Annotated in this window: 12 protein-coding genes; 4 read left to right on the top strand and 8 right to left on the bottom strand. The window is 55.4% G+C overall.

From position 1 onward, the window contains the following. Positions 1 to 110 precede the first annotated feature (110 nt). Entirely contained in the window at positions 111 to 1,406 is a 1,296-nt protein-coding gene (locus KTH07_RS13240; protein ID WP_032620276.1) for a SulP family inorganic anion transporter, read from the top strand. Here the strand turns inward: KTH07_RS13240 and mgtE are convergent. The 6 genes from mgtE to KTH07_RS13270 form a co-directional block, all read right to left on the bottom strand. Beyond that, the gene (gene mgtE / locus KTH07_RS13245; protein ID WP_006811337.1) at positions 1,369 to 2,805 is read right to left on the bottom strand and encodes a magnesium transporter; all 1,437 of its coding nucleotides are present in this window, start codon (positions 2,803 to 2,805) and stop codon (positions 1,369 to 1,371) included. The two genes, KTH07_RS13240 and mgtE, sit on opposite strands and share 38 nt — an antisense overlap. Positions 2,806 to 2,945: 140 nt before the next feature. Further along, positions 2,946 to 4,589 carry a multidrug ABC transporter permease/ATP-binding protein gene (locus KTH07_RS13250; RefSeq protein ID WP_017383408.1) on the bottom strand — a complete coding sequence of 548 codons (1,644 nt, stop codon included), beginning with the start codon at positions 4,587 to 4,589 and terminating at the stop codon, positions 2,946 to 2,948. A 76-nt stretch (positions 4,590 to 4,665) separates the two neighbouring features. Beyond that, a complete protein-coding gene (alkB, locus tag KTH07_RS13255; protein WP_003859395.1) occupies positions 4,666 to 5,316 on the bottom strand; it encodes a DNA oxidative demethylase AlkB in 651 nt (216 codons plus the stop codon). Continuing rightward, the gene (gene ada / locus KTH07_RS13260; RefSeq protein ID WP_032619314.1) at positions 5,316 to 6,374 is read right to left on the bottom strand and encodes a bifunctional DNA-binding transcriptional regulator/O6-methylguanine-DNA methyltransferase Ada; all 1,059 of its coding nucleotides are present in this window, start codon (positions 6,372 to 6,374) and stop codon (positions 5,316 to 5,318) included. Before ada ends, alkB begins: the two co-directional genes overlap by 1 nt. A gap of 72 nt (positions 6,375 to 6,446) precedes the next feature. Beyond that, on the bottom strand, positions 6,447 to 7,502 hold the full coding sequence (apbE, locus tag KTH07_RS13265) for an FAD:protein FMN transferase ApbE (protein WP_015572290.1): 1,056 nt from the start codon (positions 7,500 to 7,502) through the stop codon (positions 6,447 to 6,449). 114 nt (positions 7,503 to 7,616) lie between these two features. After that, positions 7,617 to 8,711: a porin OmpC gene (locus KTH07_RS13270; protein WP_023304135.1), complete on the bottom strand. Its 1,095-nt coding sequence runs from the start codon at positions 8,709 to 8,711 to the stop codon at positions 7,617 to 7,619. A gap of 744 nt (positions 8,712 to 9,455) precedes the next feature. Here KTH07_RS13270 and rcsD point away from each other — a divergent pair. Together rcsD and rcsB are read left to right on the top strand one after the other, a co-directional pair. Continuing rightward, positions 9,456 to 12,128, top strand: coding sequence for a phosphotransferase RcsD (rcsD, locus tag KTH07_RS13275; RefSeq protein WP_017383411.1), 2,673 nt, complete (start codon positions 9,456 to 9,458; stop codon positions 12,126 to 12,128). A 16-nt stretch (positions 12,129 to 12,144) separates the two neighbouring features. Further along, the gene (rcsB, locus tag KTH07_RS13280) at positions 12,145 to 12,795 is read left to right on the top strand and encodes a response regulator transcription factor RcsB (protein ID WP_003859405.1); all 651 of its coding nucleotides are present in this window, start codon (positions 12,145 to 12,147) and stop codon (positions 12,793 to 12,795) included. A gap of 84 nt (positions 12,796 to 12,879) precedes the next feature. Here rcsB and rcsC read toward each other — a convergent pair whose 3' ends face one another. Then, entirely contained in the window at positions 12,880 to 15,726 is a 2,847-nt protein-coding gene (rcsC, locus tag KTH07_RS13285) for a two-component system sensor histidine kinase RcsC (RefSeq protein ID WP_017693023.1), read from the bottom strand. A 135-nt stretch (positions 15,727 to 15,861) separates the two neighbouring features. After that, a complete protein-coding gene (gyrA, locus tag KTH07_RS13290) occupies positions 15,862 to 18,498 on the bottom strand; it encodes a DNA topoisomerase (ATP-hydrolyzing) subunit A (protein WP_075606791.1) in 2,637 nt (878 codons plus the stop codon). A 146-nt stretch (positions 18,499 to 18,644) separates the two neighbouring features. Here gyrA and ubiG point away from each other — a divergent pair, with 146 nt between their 5' ends. Further along, positions 18,645 to 19,373 carry a bifunctional 2-polyprenyl-6-hydroxyphenol methylase/3-demethylubiquinol 3-O-methyltransferase UbiG gene (gene ubiG, locus KTH07_RS13295; RefSeq protein ID WP_006811346.1) on the top strand — a complete coding sequence of 243 codons (729 nt, stop codon included), beginning with the start codon at positions 18,645 to 18,647 and terminating at the stop codon, positions 19,371 to 19,373. The last annotated feature ends 208 nt before the right edge of the window (positions 19,374 to 19,581 follow it).

Below are 19,581 nucleotides of genomic sequence, written 5' to 3' on the forward strand. Positions count from 1 at the left end.
TTTAAATATTGTTTAAAGGTTACGAAATTATTGTAATTGTGAAATTTAATGATGGATTGTTTGTAGGGATTTGGCAGACAGGCTGGCACCCGACGATTTTCCTGGCTATCATGCTGCACTTTGTGATCGCGCGCACGGAAGCCTGCCCCTACCAGCGAATTGTTATGTCATTACCCCACTCGTCTGTACCTCAAGAAGGCCATGTCGCCACTGTTTTACGTTCGCCTCACCGTCTGATGCGCGAAACCCTGGCCGGTGTGATTACCGCGCTGGCGCTGATCCCGGAAGTGATTTCGTTTTCCGTGGTCGCGGGCGTGGATCCGAAAGTGAGCCTTATCGCCTCCGTGGTGCTCTGTTTCGCCCTTTCCCTGCTCGGCGGGCGTCCGGCCATGGTGACGGCGGCGGCAGGTTCCGTCGCGCTGGTGATTGGGCCGATGGTCCATCAACACGGCGTACAGTACATTCTGCCCGCGGTGGTGATGGCAGGCGTGATTCAGATCCTGTTCGGCGCGCTGGGTATGGCGCGGCTGATGCGCTTTATTCCCCAGTCGGTGATGACCGGGTTTGTTAACGCCCTTGGCATTTTGATTTTCTTTGCCCAGGTGCCCCATTTCTGGAGCGGAAGCCCGCTGATTGTGGGCCTGTTCGTGCTGACGCTGCTGATTGTGCTCTGGGTGCCACGCTATATCAAAAGCGTGCCCTCCCCGCTGATTGCCATTGTGCTGCTGACTTTGTTCACCGTCACCAGCGGGCAAATCCTGCCGACGGTAGGGGATGAAGGTTCCATGGGCGGCGGTTTGCCGGGCTTTACGCAACTGCTGGTGCCGCTCAATCTGGAAACCCTGAGCATCATCTGGCCGTGCGCGCTAAGTATCGCTTTCGTTGGCCTGCTGGAATCCTTGTTGACGGCAAAACTGGTGGACGAGCTGACCGCTACCCCCTCCAGTAAGCGCCGCGAGAGCATCGGACTGGGCGTGGGCAATATTATGGCCGGGTTCTACGGCGGCATTGCGGGCTGCGCGATGATTGGGCAGACCATCGTTAACGTGGAGATGGGGAAAGGCAGAAGCCGTATCTCCACCCTTGCGGCGGGCATCGTATTGCTGGTGCTGGTTACGGCGCTCAGCGAGGTGATGGCCAAAATTCCGATGGCGGTACTGGCGGGAATTATGGCCATTGTGGCCGTCAAGACCTTTAGCTGGCATAGCGTTCAGCCTGGAACGCTGAAAAACGCGCCGGTGGCTGAAACCGTCGTGATGCTGGTGACGGTTGTGGCAACGGTTTTCACCGGCAACCTGGCGATTGGCGTGCTGGGCGGGATTGTGATGATGTTCATCCTCCCTGCCCGACTTAAGCAAAAAGCGCTGGCTACAGAAGAAAAATCGTCGCCAGTCCAAGAAAAATAAAGAAACCGCCGGTATCGGTAATGGCGGTGATCATCACGCTCGACCCCACCGCGGGGTCGCGCCCCAGCCGGGTCATGGTCAACGGGATAATCACGCCCATCATCGCCGCCACCAGCAGGTTCAGCACCATCGCCAGCATCATGACCCCGCCCAGCGCCATATCATCATACAGCCACCAGGTAATGCCGCCCATGATGCCGCCCCAGACCAGGCCATTAATCAGCGCAACGCCCATCTCCCTGAAAATCAGCCACGAGAAATTACCCGGCTGTATGTTTTCCAGCGCCAGGGCGCGAACGATCATGGTGATAGTCTGGTTACCGGTGTTCCCGCCGATCCCCGCCACAATCGGCATCAGCGACGCCAGGGCCACCAGCTGGGAAATGGTATGTTCGAAGCCGTCAATAACGCGGGACGCCACGAACGCGGTGCATAAATTGATGGCGAGCCACGCCCAGCGCGTTTTGACGGCCTTGCCGACGGAGGCATGAACGTCATCTTCGGCACTGATCCCGCCAAGGGCACGCAGGTCGTTATCGGTCTCTTCATAGACCACGTCAACGATCTCATCGATGGTCAGACGCCCCATCAGCTTGCCCACCGAATCCACCACCGCCGCGCTCACCAGGTCATCACGTTCGAAGGTACGCGCCGCTTTTTCGGCATCGTCTTCCGGCGAGAAGACCATCGGCTCGGTTTCCATGACCTCACTCACCCGCTGCTGGGTGCTGTTCAGCAGGATCGTTTTCAGCTCCAGCTCCCCGAGCAGGGTTTTATCCCGCGAGGTGACGAACAGTTTATCGGTGTTGTCCGGCATACTGCCCAGGCGACGAAGATAGCGCTGCACCGTACCCAGGGTGACGTCCGGGCGCACGGTGATGACGCCAAACTCCATGATCGCGCCGACGCTGTTTTTCTCGTAGTGCATCACCTGACGCACGCGCGCCCGCTCTTCAGCAGGCAGGGAAGCCAGCAGGCGTCCGGTCAGGTTGCGCGGAAGATGCTGAACGAGGTAAATCTGCTCATCGATATCCAGCGTTTGCAGGGCGTCAAGGATGTCCCGGTCGCTCATCTCATCGATAAGGTCATCCCAGACGTTTTCCGAGGCTTCAAGCAATACCTGACCGCGCTCGTGATCCTGCACCAGCCGCCACAGGGCGTGGCGCTCCTCGGAAGGCAATGCCTCCAGGGTGTCCGCCAGGTCCGGGGGCGGTAAATGTGCAACCAGCGCACCTACCTCAGCAATATCGTCGGCCAGCGTGCCGACATCATATTGCTCAGCCAGGGTTAGCTTACCCAATAACGTTGACGTGACCGCTTTATCGGTCGTCAGGAGCCAGATGAGCCGCGCACGCTCCTGGTCACGCTGCCTGGCGCTGTTTTTCTTTAATACCGACATCAATCATAAATCCATTAAATGAGTTGGCGTTAAGCATAGCGCGGGGATATGTAAATAAGAATAAACGGCGGGTCGGGATGGAGAAAAAAACGGCATATATGAAAAATTAGTGTGCCGGGCGCCACCCGGCACAATTGCAATCAGGCCGTACGCGCCACCGCGTCCCGTGACGCCGCATCGCGCTCATCGCCGGTCAGCTCGCTCAGCTTGCCGTCGCGCATCTCCAGCAGACGGTCGGCGTGAATGAAGTAGTGATCGTCATGGCTGATGGCAAAAATGGTTTTTCCCATCGCCTGCATCAGCGGCAGCAGGACCTGATAAAACTCGCGACGGAAGTGCGGGTCCTGATCGGCGGCCCACTCATCCAGCAGGATGATGTCACGCTCCTCGGCCAGGGCCAGCAGCAACGCCACGCGCTTCTTCTGCCCTTTCGACAGCTTCAGATTCAGGATTTTGCCATCCTGGAGCTCCAGCTTGTGCGACATTTGCAGGTGCGCAAGCCACTTCTCCACCAGCGCCGGATCCGCCTGCTGCCCTTCCGGTCCCAGCAGCCGGTCGAACAGCCAGACGTCGGTAAATACCGCCGAGAAGAGCTTGCGGTAGTCCTCCGGTTTCTCCGCGCTCAGCGCTTTACCATCCAGCAAAATTTCACCCGCCTGCGGCTGGTAGAGGCCCGTCAGCAGCATCGCCAGCGTAGATTTGCCGCTGCCGTTGCCGCCGATAAGGAACAGCAGTTCGCCGCGGTGAATGGTCAGGTTTATCGGCCCTACGGAGAAGGCGTTATCCTGATAGCGGAAGGTAACGTTACGCAGCTCCAGCGTTTGCCAGTTCGGGAAGGCCTGCGGGCGCGGGAACTCAGCCTTAAACGGCGCAAGGTCGAATTTCTTCAGCTTGTTGAAGGCCACCTGAGCGCTCAGCAGCGTCGGCAGTGCGCCAACGGCCGACAGCAGCGGCGTGCGTAAAAACAGCAGCGTCAGGGAGTAGGTTGCCGCCACGTTGGTATCGGCCCACCCCAGGCTGTTCGCCATCCAGAACACCAGGCCAATCGCGCCCAGCATCATGATATTGGACCAGTTCACGGCGCTCAGGTGGAACGTATCGGCGCGGATAATGTGATGACGATATTCGTGCGCATCCGGGATATAGAGATGGTTGAAGATATGCTCGGCACGCTCGCGGTTCAGTGTCAGCTCTTTGCGCCCTTCCAGCACCGTCTGATAATCGTTATAGAGCTTGTCTTCCGTTTCGCGCAGCACCGCCATGTGCTTATAGACGCGTGATACCAGCAGGAACCCGCCCCAGATGGTAATAACAATCCACAGCGCCGTAACCGCCAGCATTTTGCTGGAGAGCCAGGCGAGATAGGCTGCCGAGCCAAATGTCAGGATGATCCCCTGCACCAGCTCCGGCAGGCGCACAAAGGCGATGGTAATGGCGCGCACATCGCTGGTCAGCCCCGCCAGCAGAGAGGCACTTCCCAGCTGCTCGATGCGTTCCACCTGAGTATCAAGGATCCGTTTGATGAACTCACTGCGCAGACGGAAAACGAAATGGTGGCCGAGGGCGGTCAGCGCCAGCTGTGACCCGAGCGTGACTGCCATCAGCAGCAGCAGTAAACCCAGAAATTCCGGCAGGACGGAGAGTGACGTGTCGACCATTTCGATCAAACGCACGTTAATGAAGGCAATCAGGCCGATCCCCAGCGCCGCGCTGGCAAGGCTTAACGCCATCACCGCGATAAAAGGCCAGCGATACTGCCGCCAGACAAGAAGAAGTAGTTGCATGCAGAGCAATCCGGACAAGAAAAATCAGCCAGCAGTGTAAACTGCCTTTCACACACATCAAGAATAATTCTTATTTTTATTCTCTGTATGCCGCCTGACGGAACGTGAGGTTGTAGCGAAATGCCCCCGCCACCGGGTGATCGCCAGGTTTAAGCGGCTGAATACCGTGGTAAAAAAGCCGTGATTCACCGCCCCAGACCACCACATCACCATGCTCCAGCATCAGCCGTTTGAGCGGGTCGTTGCGCCGCAGGCCGCCAAACTGAAAGACAGCGGGCAGCCCAAGGGATACCGAGACAATCGGCGCGCGCAGGTCTGGCTCGTCCTTATCCTGATGCAAGGAGAGCTTTGCCCCAACGGCATAACGGTTGATAAGACAGGCATCGGGTCGAAAATCAGGATAGCCGGCCGCCACGGCGGCGTCATGACACAGCGCCTGAAACGCCTCCGGCATCGGCGGCCACGGCTGATCCGTCAGCGGATCGTTCGCGGCATATACATAGCCCCGCTCATTCGTCGCCCATCCCAGTTCGCCGCAGTTGGTCATCGCCACGGACATGGTATACCCGCCCGGCGTAACCATATGGCGAAACGGTGAACAAGCGGTAACGGCATCAATACCGTCGAACAGCGCCGCCGCGCGGGAAAGCGCGAAGCGTCTCAGGATCGTCGCCCCCGGCGCGAGCGGCTCGTGCCAGGGTTCAGCATCAGCAAAAAGATCGAGCATTATCCCTCCGGGTTGTTCGCCTCACGTTTCAACAATAGCATCTTACGCGCTGCGCCCCAGCGATAACCCGACAGCGCACCGTCGTTACGCACCACGCGGTGACAGGGGATGACTATCGCCAGTTTGTTGGCACCGCAGGCCCCCGCCACGGCACGTACGGCATTGGGTTTACCAATGGCCTTCGCCACCTGCTGATAGCTTGCCGTTTCACCGCAGGGGATATCCCGCAGCGCCTGCCAGACCTGCTGCTGGAAGGCGGTACCACGGATATCCAGCGGCAGCATCAGCGGCGTCGCGCGGCTGTCGACAGAGGCAATAACCTGCCGAACACGCCCGGCAAACGCGCCTTCCATCGGTTCACGGACGGCAAGCGGAAACAGTGACAGCAGCTCAGCCGTCAGCCCGGCGTCGTCATCACCCAGCAGTATTGCGCAGATCCCGCGCTCGCTTTCCGCCACCAGACAGCGGCCCAGCGAGCAGTCACTGATGGCATAGCGGACCGCAGCCTCTCCGTTGCGGTACTGTTTTGCCGTCATGCCCAGCGCGCCGTTGGCTTTACGGTAGTAGCTGCTGCCGTCCGGAAAGCCAGCGGCCAGTACGGCGTCGGTGATTTTACCGCCCTGTGCAAGCAGGGTGCGCAGGCGTTGTTCACGCGCGGCCTGCTGCCATGCTTTCGGCGTCATGCCGGTGACGGATTTAAACAAGCGGTGGAAATGGAACGGACTCATGGCAACCTGCTGCGCCAGTGCCTCCAGGTTCAGCGCGGCATCCTGTTCAAGCAGTCGACAGGCCAGCGCAATGTTGGCCTTTTTCTGCGCCATAGGGTCGACCTGGTCCGGCCTACAGCGCTTACAGGGGCGGAAACCCGCCTGCGCGGCCTGGTGAGCATCAGGATAAAAGCAGACATTTTTACGCAGCGCGTGGCGGGCGCGGCAGGACGGACGACAATAAATGCCGGTCGTCTGCACGGCAAAGACAAACTGGTTATCCGCACGCGGATCGCGGGCCAGTACGGCCTGCCAGCGATCCTCATCGGTAAGATAGGTTGTGTTTTTCATTATCGGCTCCTCTTACAAGCATACGCTCAGCTTGCCTGAACGCCACCGAACAAAAACCCGCAACCTTGCTTTTTAATTTTTTTCGCTCACCAGGAAGCTATTGAACTGCGGCGAACTCCAGGTTTTAAATCCGTCAGCCTCTTTGGTGATCATATAGACGGCCAGCCCTTCCTGACGCACCACCTCTTTGGCCTTCTCCGTGCCGAGCACCATCAATCCGGTATCCCAGGCATCCGCTTCCAGCGCGGTTGGGGCTATCACCGTCACGGACACCAGGTTGTGGGTAATCGGGCGTCCGGTTTGCGGATCAATCACGTGCGAGATACGTTTGCCATCCAGCTCGTAATAGTTGCGGTAGCTTCCGGAGGTGCTGATACCATGCCCGTTGATGTCGACAATCGCCTGCACCGCGTTCTGCTGATCGGTTGGTTTTTGGATGGCCACTCGCCACGGCCTGCCGCTGGCGTTCATGCCCCGGCTGACGAGCGCGCCCCCGACGGAAACCAGATAACGGGGAATGCCTTCCTGCGCCATCAGGGCCGCGAGATGATCCGCAGCATACCCCTCGCCTACCGTGGAGAGATCGACAAACAGGTCGGGAATATCTTTTTGCAGGTATTGCTGACCGTACTGGGAGATCACCGCCAGATGCTGTAACCCCGTACGGGCGCGGGCGTCGTCGATGGCGGCTTGATCGGGTGTAGTCACCGGCTGCTTGTTGGGGCCAAATCCCCACAGGTTCACCAGCGGCCCCACGGTCACATCCATTGCGCCGTTGGTTTTGTAGCCCACGCGCATGGATTCCGTGACGATATCGGCCATCGCTTCGCTCACCGGCCACAGCGAGGTGCTGCTGGAGCGATTGAAACGCATCAGCGCTGAGTCATTTTTATAGGTAGAGAGTAGCTGATCGTCGGCATCCAGCTGCGCCTGAATTTTACCGCGTAATTCTTCAGCGCGGGATTTATCAATATCCATCACGCTGACGCGCCAGAAGGTCCCCATGGTTTTCCCTTCCAGCACCGTCGCGGCGGGTGCGTCGATTTTTGCGGGCTGTGTGGAAGAGTCACACGCGGTCAGGAGTAAAAAAGTCGCCAGAACGCTGGCGCGTAAAAAAGTCATATCCATTGGTTATTATCCTCATGCCAGGGCGGCAAGAGTACACTAAAACAGCGTATTTGTAAGACCCTAAAAAAGCATGAAAAAAGGGGCCTGATGGCCCCTTTGTCGCTGTATGAGCAATTAGAACTGGTAAACCAGACCCAGCGCGACGATATCGTCAGTACCGATACCTGCTGCGCGAGTGAAGTCGTTCTCATCAACCAGGTTGATTTTGTAATCAACGTAGGTGGACATGTTTTTGTTGAAGTAGTAAGTCGCGCCAACATCAACATATTTCAGCAGATCCTGGTCGCCGTAGCCGTTTTCCAGGTCCTTACCTTTAGATTGCAGGTACGCCACGGATGGACGCAGACCGAAGTCGAACTGATACTGCGCAACCACTTCGAAGTTCTGCGCTTTGTTAGCCCAGCCCAGGTCGCCCGCACGGGTCGCGTTGTAAGTCTGAGTATACTGTGCAGCCAGGTAGATGTTGTTCGCGTCGTATTTCAGACCACCGGTATAGGTCTCTGCGCGATCGCCTTCACCGTAGTAGCCCGCAGCGTTCTGGTCAGCAGTACGTTTAGAACTGGTGACTGCCGTACCGATAGCGAAGCCTTCGCCCAGATCGTAGGTCAGAGAGCCGCCGTAGCCATCACCGTTCTGACGCAGCGCGTCACGACCGTTGTTGGTCTGGCCTTCGCCGCTTGCGCTGCCGTTTTTACCCTGGTACTGCAACGCGAAGTTCAGACCATCAACCAGACCGAAGAAGTCCTGGTTACGGTAGGTCGCGAAGCCGTTACCACGCTGCTGCATGAAGTTGTCAGAACCGTAGGTATCGCCGCCGAATTCCGGCAGAACGTCGGTCCAGGAAGTCACATCGTAAACAACGCCGTAGTTACGACCGTAGTCGAATGAACCCGCATCAGCGAATTTCAGACCTGCGAACGCCACACGCGTCCATGAGTTGTTTTCGTTCTCACCAGAGTTACCCTGGATCTGGTATTCCCACTGGCCGTAACCGGTCAGCTGGTCGTTAACCTGAGTTTCGCCTTTGAAGCCCAGACGCATGTAGGTCTGGTCGCCGTCTGCACTGTCGTCATCAGAGAAATAGTGCAGACCATCCACTTTACCGTACAGATCTAATTTGTTGCCGTCTTTGTTATAAATTTCAGCCGCATTTGCTGCGCCTGCCACCAGCAGAGCTGGTACCAGGAGGGACAGTACTTTAACTTTCATTTTATTAACCCTCTGTTATATGCCTTATTATTTACCACTGCTTACTGGTCAACCCTCTTAACCAGTCGGCAAGTTCATTCTCCTCAAAAATGCAGAATAATCCAACAGGAATATGATACGAAAACTTTGAAGATGTTTCACTTTACCATCAACATGTTTCAATTTGTAAATTTGAAGGAACTTTTACAGAGCATAAATAGTTTAAAAATATAGCACGGATAATCAAAACAAAAATATATTCTATTTAATACAATTGATTAGCTTAAAAAACAGTACAGCACTGAATGACAAAAAAATTCCCTTCAACACCACTAAAATAACTCTCGCTATCATCATTAACTTTATTTATTACCGTCATTCAGTTCTGAATGTCTGTTTATCCCTAATTGAACCGGATGCTTCGCATTCGGTTTTTTTTTACCTTTCTTTACGTCAGCCTACATTTTATGTGCTACCCCTCAGAAATGATAACGACTATTAACTAAATCCAGCATCCGGCTTTCGCTGAATTCTTTTTTATGCTATTGAAATTAATTTCTTGTTTATTCGTGCTATTTTCCCGCCGGTGCGATCGCGTATTTATACATTTCACGGGGTTTTGTACACCTTTCATCCGGGGACGTTGAAGCCGGTTACCCGGATAAAAAGTCAAGGTCATACCGTTAACGACGCTGGAAATTCAGTTATTACCCTTTATACTGCCCTATCCCATTACCGCGCGGCCATTACGGGTTAAACACATCGATGAGTCAGACTGAAACTACCGCCCCGAGCAAATTCTCCCTTCTACCGGGCAGCATCACCCGTTTCTTTCTTCTGTTGATCGTTGTGCTGTTAGTCACAATGGGGGTGATGGTTCAGAGCGCCGTTAATACCTGGCTTAAAGATAAAAGCTATCAAATCGTCGATATCACCCATGCGGTGCACAAGCGCATTGATACGTGGCGCTATGCGACCTGGCAAATCTACGACAATATCGCTGCCGCGCCTGCCACCTCGTCAGGCGAAGGGTTGCAGGAAACGCGCCTTAAGCAGGATGTGTATTACCTTGAAAAACCGCAGCGCAAGACGGAAGCCCTGATTTTCGGCTCGCACGACAGCGCAACGCTTGAGATGACGCAGCGGATCTCCTCGTATCTGGACACCCTGTGGGGCGCCGAGACCGTACCGTGGTCAATGTATTACCTGAACGGTCAGGACAACAGCATGATCCTGATCTCGACCCTGCCGCTTAAGGATCTCTCGTCCGGCTTTAAAGAGACCACCGTTGGCAGTATTGTGGATTCCCGTCGGGCAGAAATGCTGCAACAGGCCAACGCGCTGGACGAGCGAGAAAGTTTCTCGTCATTACGCCGTCTTGCCTGGCAGAATGGCCACTACTTTACGCTGCGAACCACCTTTAACCAGCCGGGCCATCTGGCGACCGTGGTTGCCTTCGACCTGCCGATTAACGATCTCATCCCACCGGATATGCCGCTGGACAGTTTCCGTCTGGAGCCAGACAACAGCACCCAAAATATGCGCACGCCGTCGGATAAAGAAGGCGCGGACAGCGTAGCGATCTCCTTTAATGGCTCAAAGATTGAGATTGCCTCATCGCTCAACTCAACCGGTATGCGTCTGGTGTGGCAGGTGCCTTTTGGCACCCTGATGCTTGATACTCTGCAAAACATTCTGCTGCCGCTGTTGCTGAATATTGGCCTGCTGGCGCTGGCGCTGTTTGGCTACAGCACCTTCCGTTTCCAGTCGGGCCGCCAGAGCGACTCGACGTCGGTATCAGCCGGGACCAGCAACGAGTTGCGCATTCTTCGTGCCCTGAATGAAGAGATTATTTCCGTGCTGCCGCTTGGGGTGCTCGTTCACGACCAGGAGGCTAACCGCACGGTAATGAGCAATAAAATTGCCGATCACCTTCTGCCGCATCTTAACCTGCAAAATATTACGGCCATGGCGGACCAGCACCAGGGCGTTATTCAGGCCACCGTTAATAATGAACTGTATGAGATCCGTCAGTTCCGCAGTCAGGTCGCCTCGCGCACGCAAATCTTCATCATTCGCGATCAGGATCGCGAAGTGCTGGTGAATAAAAAGCTCAAGCAGGCGCAAAGGCTGTACGAGAAAAACCAACATGGCCGCGCGGCGTTTATGCAAAATATTGGCGATGCCTTTAAACAACCGTTGAAGTCACTCGCCACGCAGATTGCTGATCTGAGCACGCCGGAAAGCCGACAGCTCAGCAGCCAGGCCGACTCCCTGGTTCGTCTGGTGGACGAAATCCAGCTTGCGAACATGCTGGAAAATGACATCTGGAAGGGCACCCCTACGCTCTTCTCCATTCAGGACCTGATTGATGAGGTGGTGCCGGAAGTCCTGCCGGTGATCAAGCGCAAGGGACTCCAGCTGCTGATCAACAACCATTTACCGGCCAACGACGAACGTCACGGCGATCGCGATGCCCTGCGTCGCATCCTGATGATGTTGATACAGTATGCCGTCACCACGACGCAGATCGGCAAGATCACCCTTGAAGTCAGCACCGATGAGTCCACCGACGATCGTCTGACGTTCCGTATTCTGGATACGGGCGAAGGCGTCACCGTGAGCGAAATTGATAACCTGCACTTCCCGTTCCTGAACGATACCCAGCGCGACCACTACGGTAAGGCGAATGCCCTCACCTTCTGGCTCTGCGATCAGCTGGCGCGTAAGCTGGGCGGTCATCTGAACATCAAGGCGCGCGAATCCCTCGGCACCCGCTACTCTTTACACGTGAAAATGGCGGCGAATCCCCAGGAAGAGGATGAAGAGCGTCTGCTGGACGATGTGGTGGTGATGGTGGATGTGACCTCCAGTGAGATCCGTAATATCGTCGTTCGTCAGCTGGAAAACTGGGGGGCGTCCTGCATTACCCCGGACGAAAGGCTCGCGAGTCAAGAATTTGATCTATTTTTAACTGATAATCCGTCTAATCTTACTGCCTCAGGCTTGCTTTTAAGCGATGATGAGCCAGGCGTGCGGAAAATCGGCCCTGGGCAGCTGCGCGTCAACTTTAATATGAGCAATGCAATGCAGGAAGCTGTATTACAACTGATTGAAGAGAATCTGGCGCAGGAAGAGATCCTCGAGTCACCGTTAGGCGGCGATGAAAATGCCGAACTCCATGCCAGCGGATATTATTCGCTCTTCGTTGATACAGTACCAGATGATGTTAAGCGGTTGTATACTGAGTCCGCTGCGCAGGATTTTGCAGCGCTGGCACAGACAGCACACCGGCTTAAAGGGGTGTTTGCCATGCTTAATCTGGTTCCCGGCAAGCAGTTATGTGAAACGCTGGAACATCTAATTCGTGAGAAAGATGCCTCTGGCATTGAAAAATACATCAGCGACATTGACGCTTACGTCAAGAGCTTGCTGTAGCAAGGTAGCCTTATACATGAACAATATGAACGTAATTATTGCCGATGACCATCCGATTGTACTGTTCGGTATTCGCAAATCACTTGAACAGATCGAGTGGGTGAATGTAGTCGGTGAATTTGAAGATTCCACAGCCCTCATTAACAATCTGCCTAAACTTGATGCGCACGTGCTCATTACCGATCTCTCCATGCCTGGAGATAAGTACGGTGATGGGATCACGCTCATCAAATACATTAAACGCCACTTCCCGGACATTTCGATCATTGTTCTGACCATGAACAATAACCCGGCGATCCTGAGCGCCGTTCTGGATCTCGATATTGAAGGGATTGTGCTGAAACAAGGCGCACCTACCGATCTGCCAAAAGCGCTGGCGGCGCTACAGAAAGGGAAGAAATTCACTCCTGAGAGCGTCTCACGCCTGCTTGAAAAAATCAGCGCGGGTGGTTATGGCGACAAGCGTCTCTCGCCTAAAGAGAGTGAAGTTCTGCGTCTGTTCGCTGAAGGTTTCCTGGTCACTGAAATCGCCAAAAAGCTGAACCGCAGTATTAAAACCATCAGTAGCCAGAAAAAATCCGCGATGATGAAGCTGGGTGTGGATAACGATATCGCCCTGCTGAACTATCTCTCTTCCGTGACGCTGAGCGCAACGGACAAAGATTGATCTTCGCTGTCTACGCCGGGTGGCGCTCGCGCTTACCCGGCCTACAACCGCCGGAGAAATAAAAAAGGCCCTTTCGGGCCTTTTTTATTGTCTCGCTTTTCGTACACGCTCCGCATACACGGATAGCGTCTGCTTCAGTACATCCAGCGTGACCGGCTTCGACAGGCAGCTGTCCATTCCCGACTCCAGACAGCGCTGCTTTTCCTCCGCCAGCGCGTTGGCTGTCACCCCTACCACCGGCAGCGTCAGCCCCAGCTGTCGGATACGCTGCGTCAGACGATAGCCGTCCATGTTAGGCATGTTCACATCGCTGAGCACAATATCAATATGGTTCTTACTTAAGACATTCAGGGCATCCACGCCATCATTGGCCGTTTTACACTGATAGCCCAGAGAGCCAAGCTGATCTGCGAGCAGACGACGGTTAATTGGATGATCGTCGACGACCAGAATCATCATATCGTCGTTCACCGACGCCAGTTCATCAGGGGAAGCCAGCACGGTCGCGCCGTCGCTGTCCTCAAGCTGCACGCTGTAAATACGCGCCAGCAAGCCCAGCAGCTCGTGCGGTGTCGCCACGCTGTGCACCCATACCCCAGGCGAACGCTCAAGCGGAATACCGATATGACGGCGGCAGAACATCACTACGCCGCGCCCCGCCCACGCCTGCTCCGGCTCAACGTCGGTGATCAGCATGTCATCCGCGTCCGGCGTCTGGCCTTCGTAGCGTGAAACCCGCACGCCGCTGCTGGTCAGCATCGAGGTCAGGAAATCATGTAAGGAGGCGTTGTGCACCGCCAGCCAGCAGTGCTTATCGCTCAGCCCGTCGACGGTGGTTTTCGCCGGATAGTGCGCCGAATAGAGCGGAATACGAATGGTGAACTGGCTGCCCATGCCTGGCTCTGTATCGACGGAGATATCTCCATCCATCATACTGATAAGCTTCTCGCAAATCGCCAGACCTAGCCCGGTCCCCTGGAAATTACGCTGGACGCCGGTTCCCACCTGGAAGAACGGATCGAACAGGCGAACGACCTCTTTCGCCGGAATGCCAACACCCGTGTCGCGCACGCGAATGGTCAGGTACTCCCCTGCCCGACAGACGTGCAGCACAATACAGCCGATATCGGTGAATTTGATGGCGTTGCTCAGCAGGTTTGAGATGACCTGTTGCAGACGCATCGGATCGCCATGCAGCGTCAGCGGCACATCCGGCTCGATAAAGCAGTACAGCCCAAGCTGTTTACGCACCACCAGCGGCAGGTAGTTAGCGCAGATATGGTTCATCACTTCGCGCGGGGAGAACTCGCGCGGCTCTATTTTCAACTGCTCGGATTCAATTTTAGAGAAGTCGAGAATATCGCTGATGATTTTCAGCAGCAGGCTGGACGAGTTGTTCATGGCCGTCACCAGCCGGTCGACCCCTTTCGGCAGCTCTTTGGTCTGGAGCAGATCGAGGTTACCGATAATGCCGTACAGCGGCGTACGCAGCTCATGGCTGACGGTCGCGAGGAACATCGATTTCGACTGACTGGCCTGCTCCGCCGCCTGCGCCATATCCTGCAACGACTCTTCCATTTTCACGCGCGCAGAGACGTCCACCAGCACGCAAATGGCCACGTTTTCATTGCGGTAGCGAGAATGGACGAAGCTGATTTGCAGGTTGGTGTGGGTGCTGGTCAGCACATCCACAAAGTTAACCTGCTGACCGCAGATGATCTGCGTTAACCGCTGGCGGTCTTCATGCGTGAGCATGTTCAGGTAGTTATGGGCAAGCTCGTTACTGAGGATATTTGTCCCGTCCTGAGTACGCAGGATGCAGATCCCTACCGGCGCCGAGGCGACAATTTTACGGTTAAACTGCTCATGCTCTTCCAGACGCTGAGCATCCGCTTCTGCCGGAATAAAGATCCGCCGCTCATACATTCTCGCCAGCATAAACAGCGCGACGCCTACCGCGATGTTCAGCAAAATGGCGTTAAGGATCAGGATGCGAATGCGCTCCAGGACCTTGTCCACCGGCAGCGAGTAGACAATGCTCAGCGACGATGGCGGTAAACTTTTCTTCAGCACCAGCTCGCGGAACCCGGAGGTATAGCCAAACCATGACCGCTCCTGCATCCAGCTGGGTTCCACCTTCAGGCGGTTTTCAGGCCCAGTAAGGGAGATGAGCGGATGGCCGTTTTCATCCAGAATGGTCACGCCCATCGGCAGACTGCCCGGTGTGAAGAAGTTTTCCATGCGGATGGTTTGTTCAATCCCCAGCAGCGCTTGCAGGCGGTTTCCGAGGTAAACCGGAGTCAGGGCATAGAAATAGCCGACGCCCATGCGCGGCCCCTGGCTTATCCAGAAGATGTTGTTCCCGCGCTCTTCCTGAGGCGCATTGCGGTATTTCACTATACGCTCATGCAGGCTTTTCAGCGCGTCTTCGCGTTCGACGGGCATATCCCGCAGGCCGAAATCCGCCATGCAGAGATTTTCGTTGCCAATCAGGTAGACACGGTTCAGATCGTAGGCGGCCGAGAAATTATCGCGCCAGTAGCGCATAAACCATGAGAGGGACTCCAGTGAACCACGCCAGGCTTTGCTCATGGCGGAACAATCGGAGTCCGGGAAGAGCGGTTCGAAATCAGGTACTTCGGTTTTTTCATCCCGACCGCGGATAGCAAGAATGCCGTTCTCCGCCGTGAGTCGATTCTCAGCAATATACTTAAGCTCTTTCATCACGTCAGACGTGCGCTGGATATAGCGCTGAGCCTGATCCGAGCTTAAGTTAAACTCCTGGCGGATCTCCGCTTCTTTCTGGTGTAACGCGTTAACGATGTAAAACACCGAGAGCAGTGCCACCAGCAACCATAGCAGTAGCGCAAGCGCCCGAAACAGATAGCGAGAGACTTTTAACGTGGTACGAAAGGAGACGAGGTATTTCAAAGGGGCGAGGCTCCGCCGTCGGGGTCAAAAAGAATGTGGTTAAGGTAGCGGTAAACGCGGCTTGTCGCAACGTTCACTTGTCTGCTTGCGCAAAACCAAAGGGCCGGAAACCGGCCCTTTATGCGTCAGGAGACGTTACTCGTCAGCGTCATCCGCTACTTCATCATCGGTGTCCGCTTCCGGGGCGATTTCATCATCCCCTTCCGCAACGCTGCCGTCGATAGAGTCGAGCTCTTCGTCATCCACCGGCTCAGCAACGCGTTGCAGACCGACGACGTTTTCATCTTCCGCAGTGCGGATGAGGATAACGCCCTGGGTGTTACGACCCACCACGCTGATCTCAGACACGCGGGTACGCACCAGCGTACCGGCATCGGTGATCATCATGATCTGGTCCGCGTCGTCCACCTGCACCGCGCCAACAACGGAACCGTTGCGCTCGGTCACTTTGATGGAGATAACGCCCTGCGTGCCGCGTGACTTGGTCGGGTATTCGCTTTCCGCCGTACGTTTACCGTAGCCGTTCTGGGTGACGGTCAGGATTGCGCCTTCGCCACGCGGAACGATCAGGGAAACCACGCTGTCTTCACCCGCCAGCTTGATACCACGCACGCCGGTCGCCGTACGACCCATTGCGCGCACGGCGTTCTCTTTAAAGCGCACCACTTTACCGGCGGCAGAGAACAGCATCACTTCATCGGAACCGGAGGTCAGATCCACGCCAATCAGCTCATCGCCTTCGTTCAGGTTCACCGCGATGATCCCGGCAGAACGTGGACGGCTGAACTCGGTCAGCGCAGTTTTCTTCACGGTACCGCTCGCGGTCGCCATAAAGACGTTCACGCCCTCTTCGTACTCGCGTACCGGCAGAATGGCGGTGATACGTTCGTTCGCTTCCAGCGGCAGCAGGTTGACGATTGGTCGACCCCGCGCGCCACGGCTCGCTTCCGGCAGCTGATAGACTTTCATCCAGTACAGACGGCCCCGGCTGGAGAAGCAGAGGATCGTGTCGTGGGTGTTGGCCACCAGCAGACGGTCAATAAAGTCTTCTTCTTTAATACGCGCCGCAGATTTGCCTTTACCGCCACGACGCTGTGCTTCGTAGTCGGTCAACGGCTGATACTTCACGTAGCCCTGGTGAGACAGCGTCACTACCACGTCTTCGCGGTTGATCAGATCTTCAATGTTGATATCAGAGCTGTTGGCTGTGATTTCGGTGCGACGCTCGTCGCCGAACTGATCGCGAACCAGCTCCAGCTCTTCACGGATCACTTCCATCAGGCGCTCTGCGCTACCCAGGATATGCAGCAGCTCGGCAATCTGCTCCAGCAGCTCTTTGTACTCGTCGAGCAGTTTTTCATGCTCAAGGCCGGTCAGTTTCTGCAAACGCAGATCCAGAATCGCCTGGGCCTGCTGTTCAGTCAGGTAGTACTGACCGTCACGCACGCCGAATTCCGGTTCCAGCCACTCAGGACGCGCGGCGTCATCACCGGCACGTTCCAGCATTGCCGCCACGTTGCCCAGATCCCATGGACGCGCAACCAGCGACGCCTTCGCTTCTGCCGGCGTCGGCGCACGGCGGATCAGCTCGATGATCGGGTCGATGTTCGCCAGCGCAACGGCCAGTGCTTCAAGGATATGGGCACGGTCGCGCGCTTTGCGCAGTTCGAAGATGGTACGACGGGTCACCACTTCACGGCGGTGACGCACGAACGCGCTCAGGATCTCTTTCAGGTTCATGATCTTCGGCTGGCCATGGTGCAGCGCAACCATGTTGATACCGAAGGAGACCTGAAGCTGAGTCTGGGAGTAAAGGTTGTTCAACACAACTTCACCCACCGCGTCGCGCTTGATTTCAATCACGATGCGCATACCGTCTTTATCAGACTCGTCACGCAGCGCGCTGATGCCTTCAACGCGTTTTTCTTTTACCAGCTCGGCGATTTTTTCAATCAGTCGCGCTTTGTTCACCTGATACGGGATCTCGTGAACAATAATGGTTTCACGGCCGGTTTTAGCGTCCGCTTCCACTTCGGCGCGGGCACGGATGTAAATCTTGCCGCGACCGGTGCGGTACGCTTCTTCAATACCGCGACGGCCATTGATGATTGCCGCCGTCGGGAAGTCCGGGCCCGGGATGTGTTCCATCAGCCCTTCAATGCTGATGTCTTCATCGTCAATGTAGGCCAGGCAGCCGTTGATCACTTCCGTGATATTGTGCGGTGGAATGTTGGTTGCCATACCGACGGCGATACCGGACGAACCGTTCACCAGCAGGTTTGGGATCTTCGTTGGCATAACGTCAGGAATTTTTTCCGTGCCGTCGTAGTTATCAACGAAATCAACCGTCTCTTTTTCCAGGTCAGCCATCAGCTCATGGGCAATCTTCGCCAGACGGATTTCCGTATAACGCATTGCCGCGGCGGAGTCGCCGTCGATAGAACCAAAGTTACCCTGACCATCTACCAGCATGTAACGCAGCGAGAAGGGCTGCGCCATACGGACAATGGTGTCGTACACCGCGACATCACCATGAGGATGGTATTTACCGATTACGTCACCAACGACACGGGCAGATTTTTTGTAGGCTTTATTCCAGTCATTGCCCAATACGTTCATGGCGTATAGTACGCGACGGTGTACCGGCTTCAGGCCATCGCGGACGTCCGGCAGCGCACGGCCAACAATGACCGACATCGCATAGTCCAGATAGGAGCTTTTCAGCTCTTCCTCGATGTTAACCGGTGTAATTTCTCTCGCAAGGTCGCTCATCTAACCGCTATCCCTCTACTGTATCCCGGATTCAAAGGTCGCAAATTATAACACAGCCGCGGTGATACAGGTAAACCTATACGCTTTATTCACAGGGATTGCCTGATATACTCATTTGTCTTGCTAAATAAGGAGTAAAAGCGCCCATGAATGCCGAAAAATCCCCGGTGGCTCACAACGTTGACCACGAAGAGATTGCCAAATTTGAAGCGGTGGCGTCCCGCTGGTGGGATCTCGAAGGTGAGTTCAAACCTCTGCATCGTATTAACCCGCTGCGTCTGGGCTATATCGCGGAGCGTTCCGGCGGTCTGTTCGGTAAGAAAGTGCTCGACGTCGGCTGCGGCGGCGGCATCCTGGCGGAAAGTATGGCGCGTGAAGGAGCCACGGTCACCGGTCTGGACATGGGCTTCGAACCTCTACAGGTTGCGCGTCTTCATGCGCTGGAGTCCGGCGTACAGGTAGAATATGTCCAGGAAACCGTGGAAGAGCACGCGGCAAAACATGCGCACCAGTATGACGTGGTGACCTGCATGGAGATGCTGGAGCACGTTCCCGATCCGCAGTCGGTGGTCAGCGCCTGTGCAAAACTGGTGAAACCGGGTGGACAGGTCTTCTTCTCGACCATCAACCGCAACGGCAAAGCCTGGCTGATGGCCGTGGTAGGCGCGGAATACGTGCTGCGCATGGTGCCGAAAGGGACGCACGACGTGAAGAAGTTCATCAAGCCTGCCGAACTGCTGGGCTGGGTTGACCAGACATGGCTTAAGGAGCAGCACATGACGGGTCTGCACTACAATCCGCTGACGGATAAATTCAAACTTGCCCCAGGTGTGGATGTTAACTATATGTTGCACACAACCGCCAAAAACGACTAACGTCATCCGTTATTCTTATAATGATTGCGCGACATCATGTTGCGCAATTCTGACCTCCCGTTGAAGAAATCAGCACTCGATCAAATTTTGAATTTTTTTTCTTAATTATTGACATCTCTTCCAGGCCTTACGGCACGAGGACTTAGCCTTTTTTACCCTTTCACAACCTCAATTTAACGTCAAAATCAACCCTTGTGCTGAAAAGATT

The sequence above is a fragment of the Enterobacter cloacae complex sp. ECL72 genome, from assembly GCF_019056635.1.
In the GTDB taxonomy this organism is placed as follows: Bacteria; Pseudomonadota; Gammaproteobacteria; order Enterobacterales; family Enterobacteriaceae; genus Enterobacter; species Enterobacter hormaechei_C.

Bases quoted from the DNA above. Each gene is read 5' to 3' on its own strand.
- KTH07_RS13240 (WP_032620276.1), top strand. From the start codon at position 111: ATGCTGCACTTTGTGATCGCGCGCACGGAAGCCTGCCCCTACCAGCGA.
- mgtE (WP_006811337.1), bottom strand. From the start codon at position 2,805: ATGTCGGTATTAAAGAAAAACAGCGCCAGGCAGCGTGACCAGGAGCGT.
- KTH07_RS13250 (WP_017383408.1), bottom strand. From the start codon at position 4,589: ATGCAACTACTTCTTCTTGTCTGGCGGCAGTATCGCTGGCCTTTTATC.
- alkB (WP_003859395.1), bottom strand. From the start codon at position 5,316: ATGCTCGATCTTTTTGCTGATGCTGAACCCTGGCACGAGCCGCTCGCG.
- ada (WP_032619314.1), bottom strand. From the start codon at position 6,374: ATGAAAAACACAACCTATCTTACCGATGAGGATCGCTGGCAGGCCGTA.
- apbE (WP_015572290.1), bottom strand. From the start codon at position 7,502: ATGGATATGACTTTTTTACGCGCCAGCGTTCTGGCGACTTTTTTACTC.
- KTH07_RS13270 (WP_023304135.1), bottom strand. From the start codon at position 8,711: ATGAAAGTTAAAGTACTGTCCCTCCTGGTACCAGCTCTGCTGGTGGCA.
- rcsD (WP_017383411.1), top strand. From the start codon at position 9,456: ATGAGTCAGACTGAAACTACCGCCCCGAGCAAATTCTCCCTTCTACCG.
- rcsB (WP_003859405.1), top strand. From the start codon at position 12,145: ATGAACAATATGAACGTAATTATTGCCGATGACCATCCGATTGTACTG.
- gyrA (WP_075606791.1), bottom strand. From the start codon at position 18,498: ATGAGCGACCTTGCGAGAGAAATTACACCGGTTAACATCGAGGAAGAG.
- ubiG (WP_006811346.1), top strand. From the start codon at position 18,645: ATGAATGCCGAAAAATCCCCGGTGGCTCACAACGTTGACCACGAAGAG.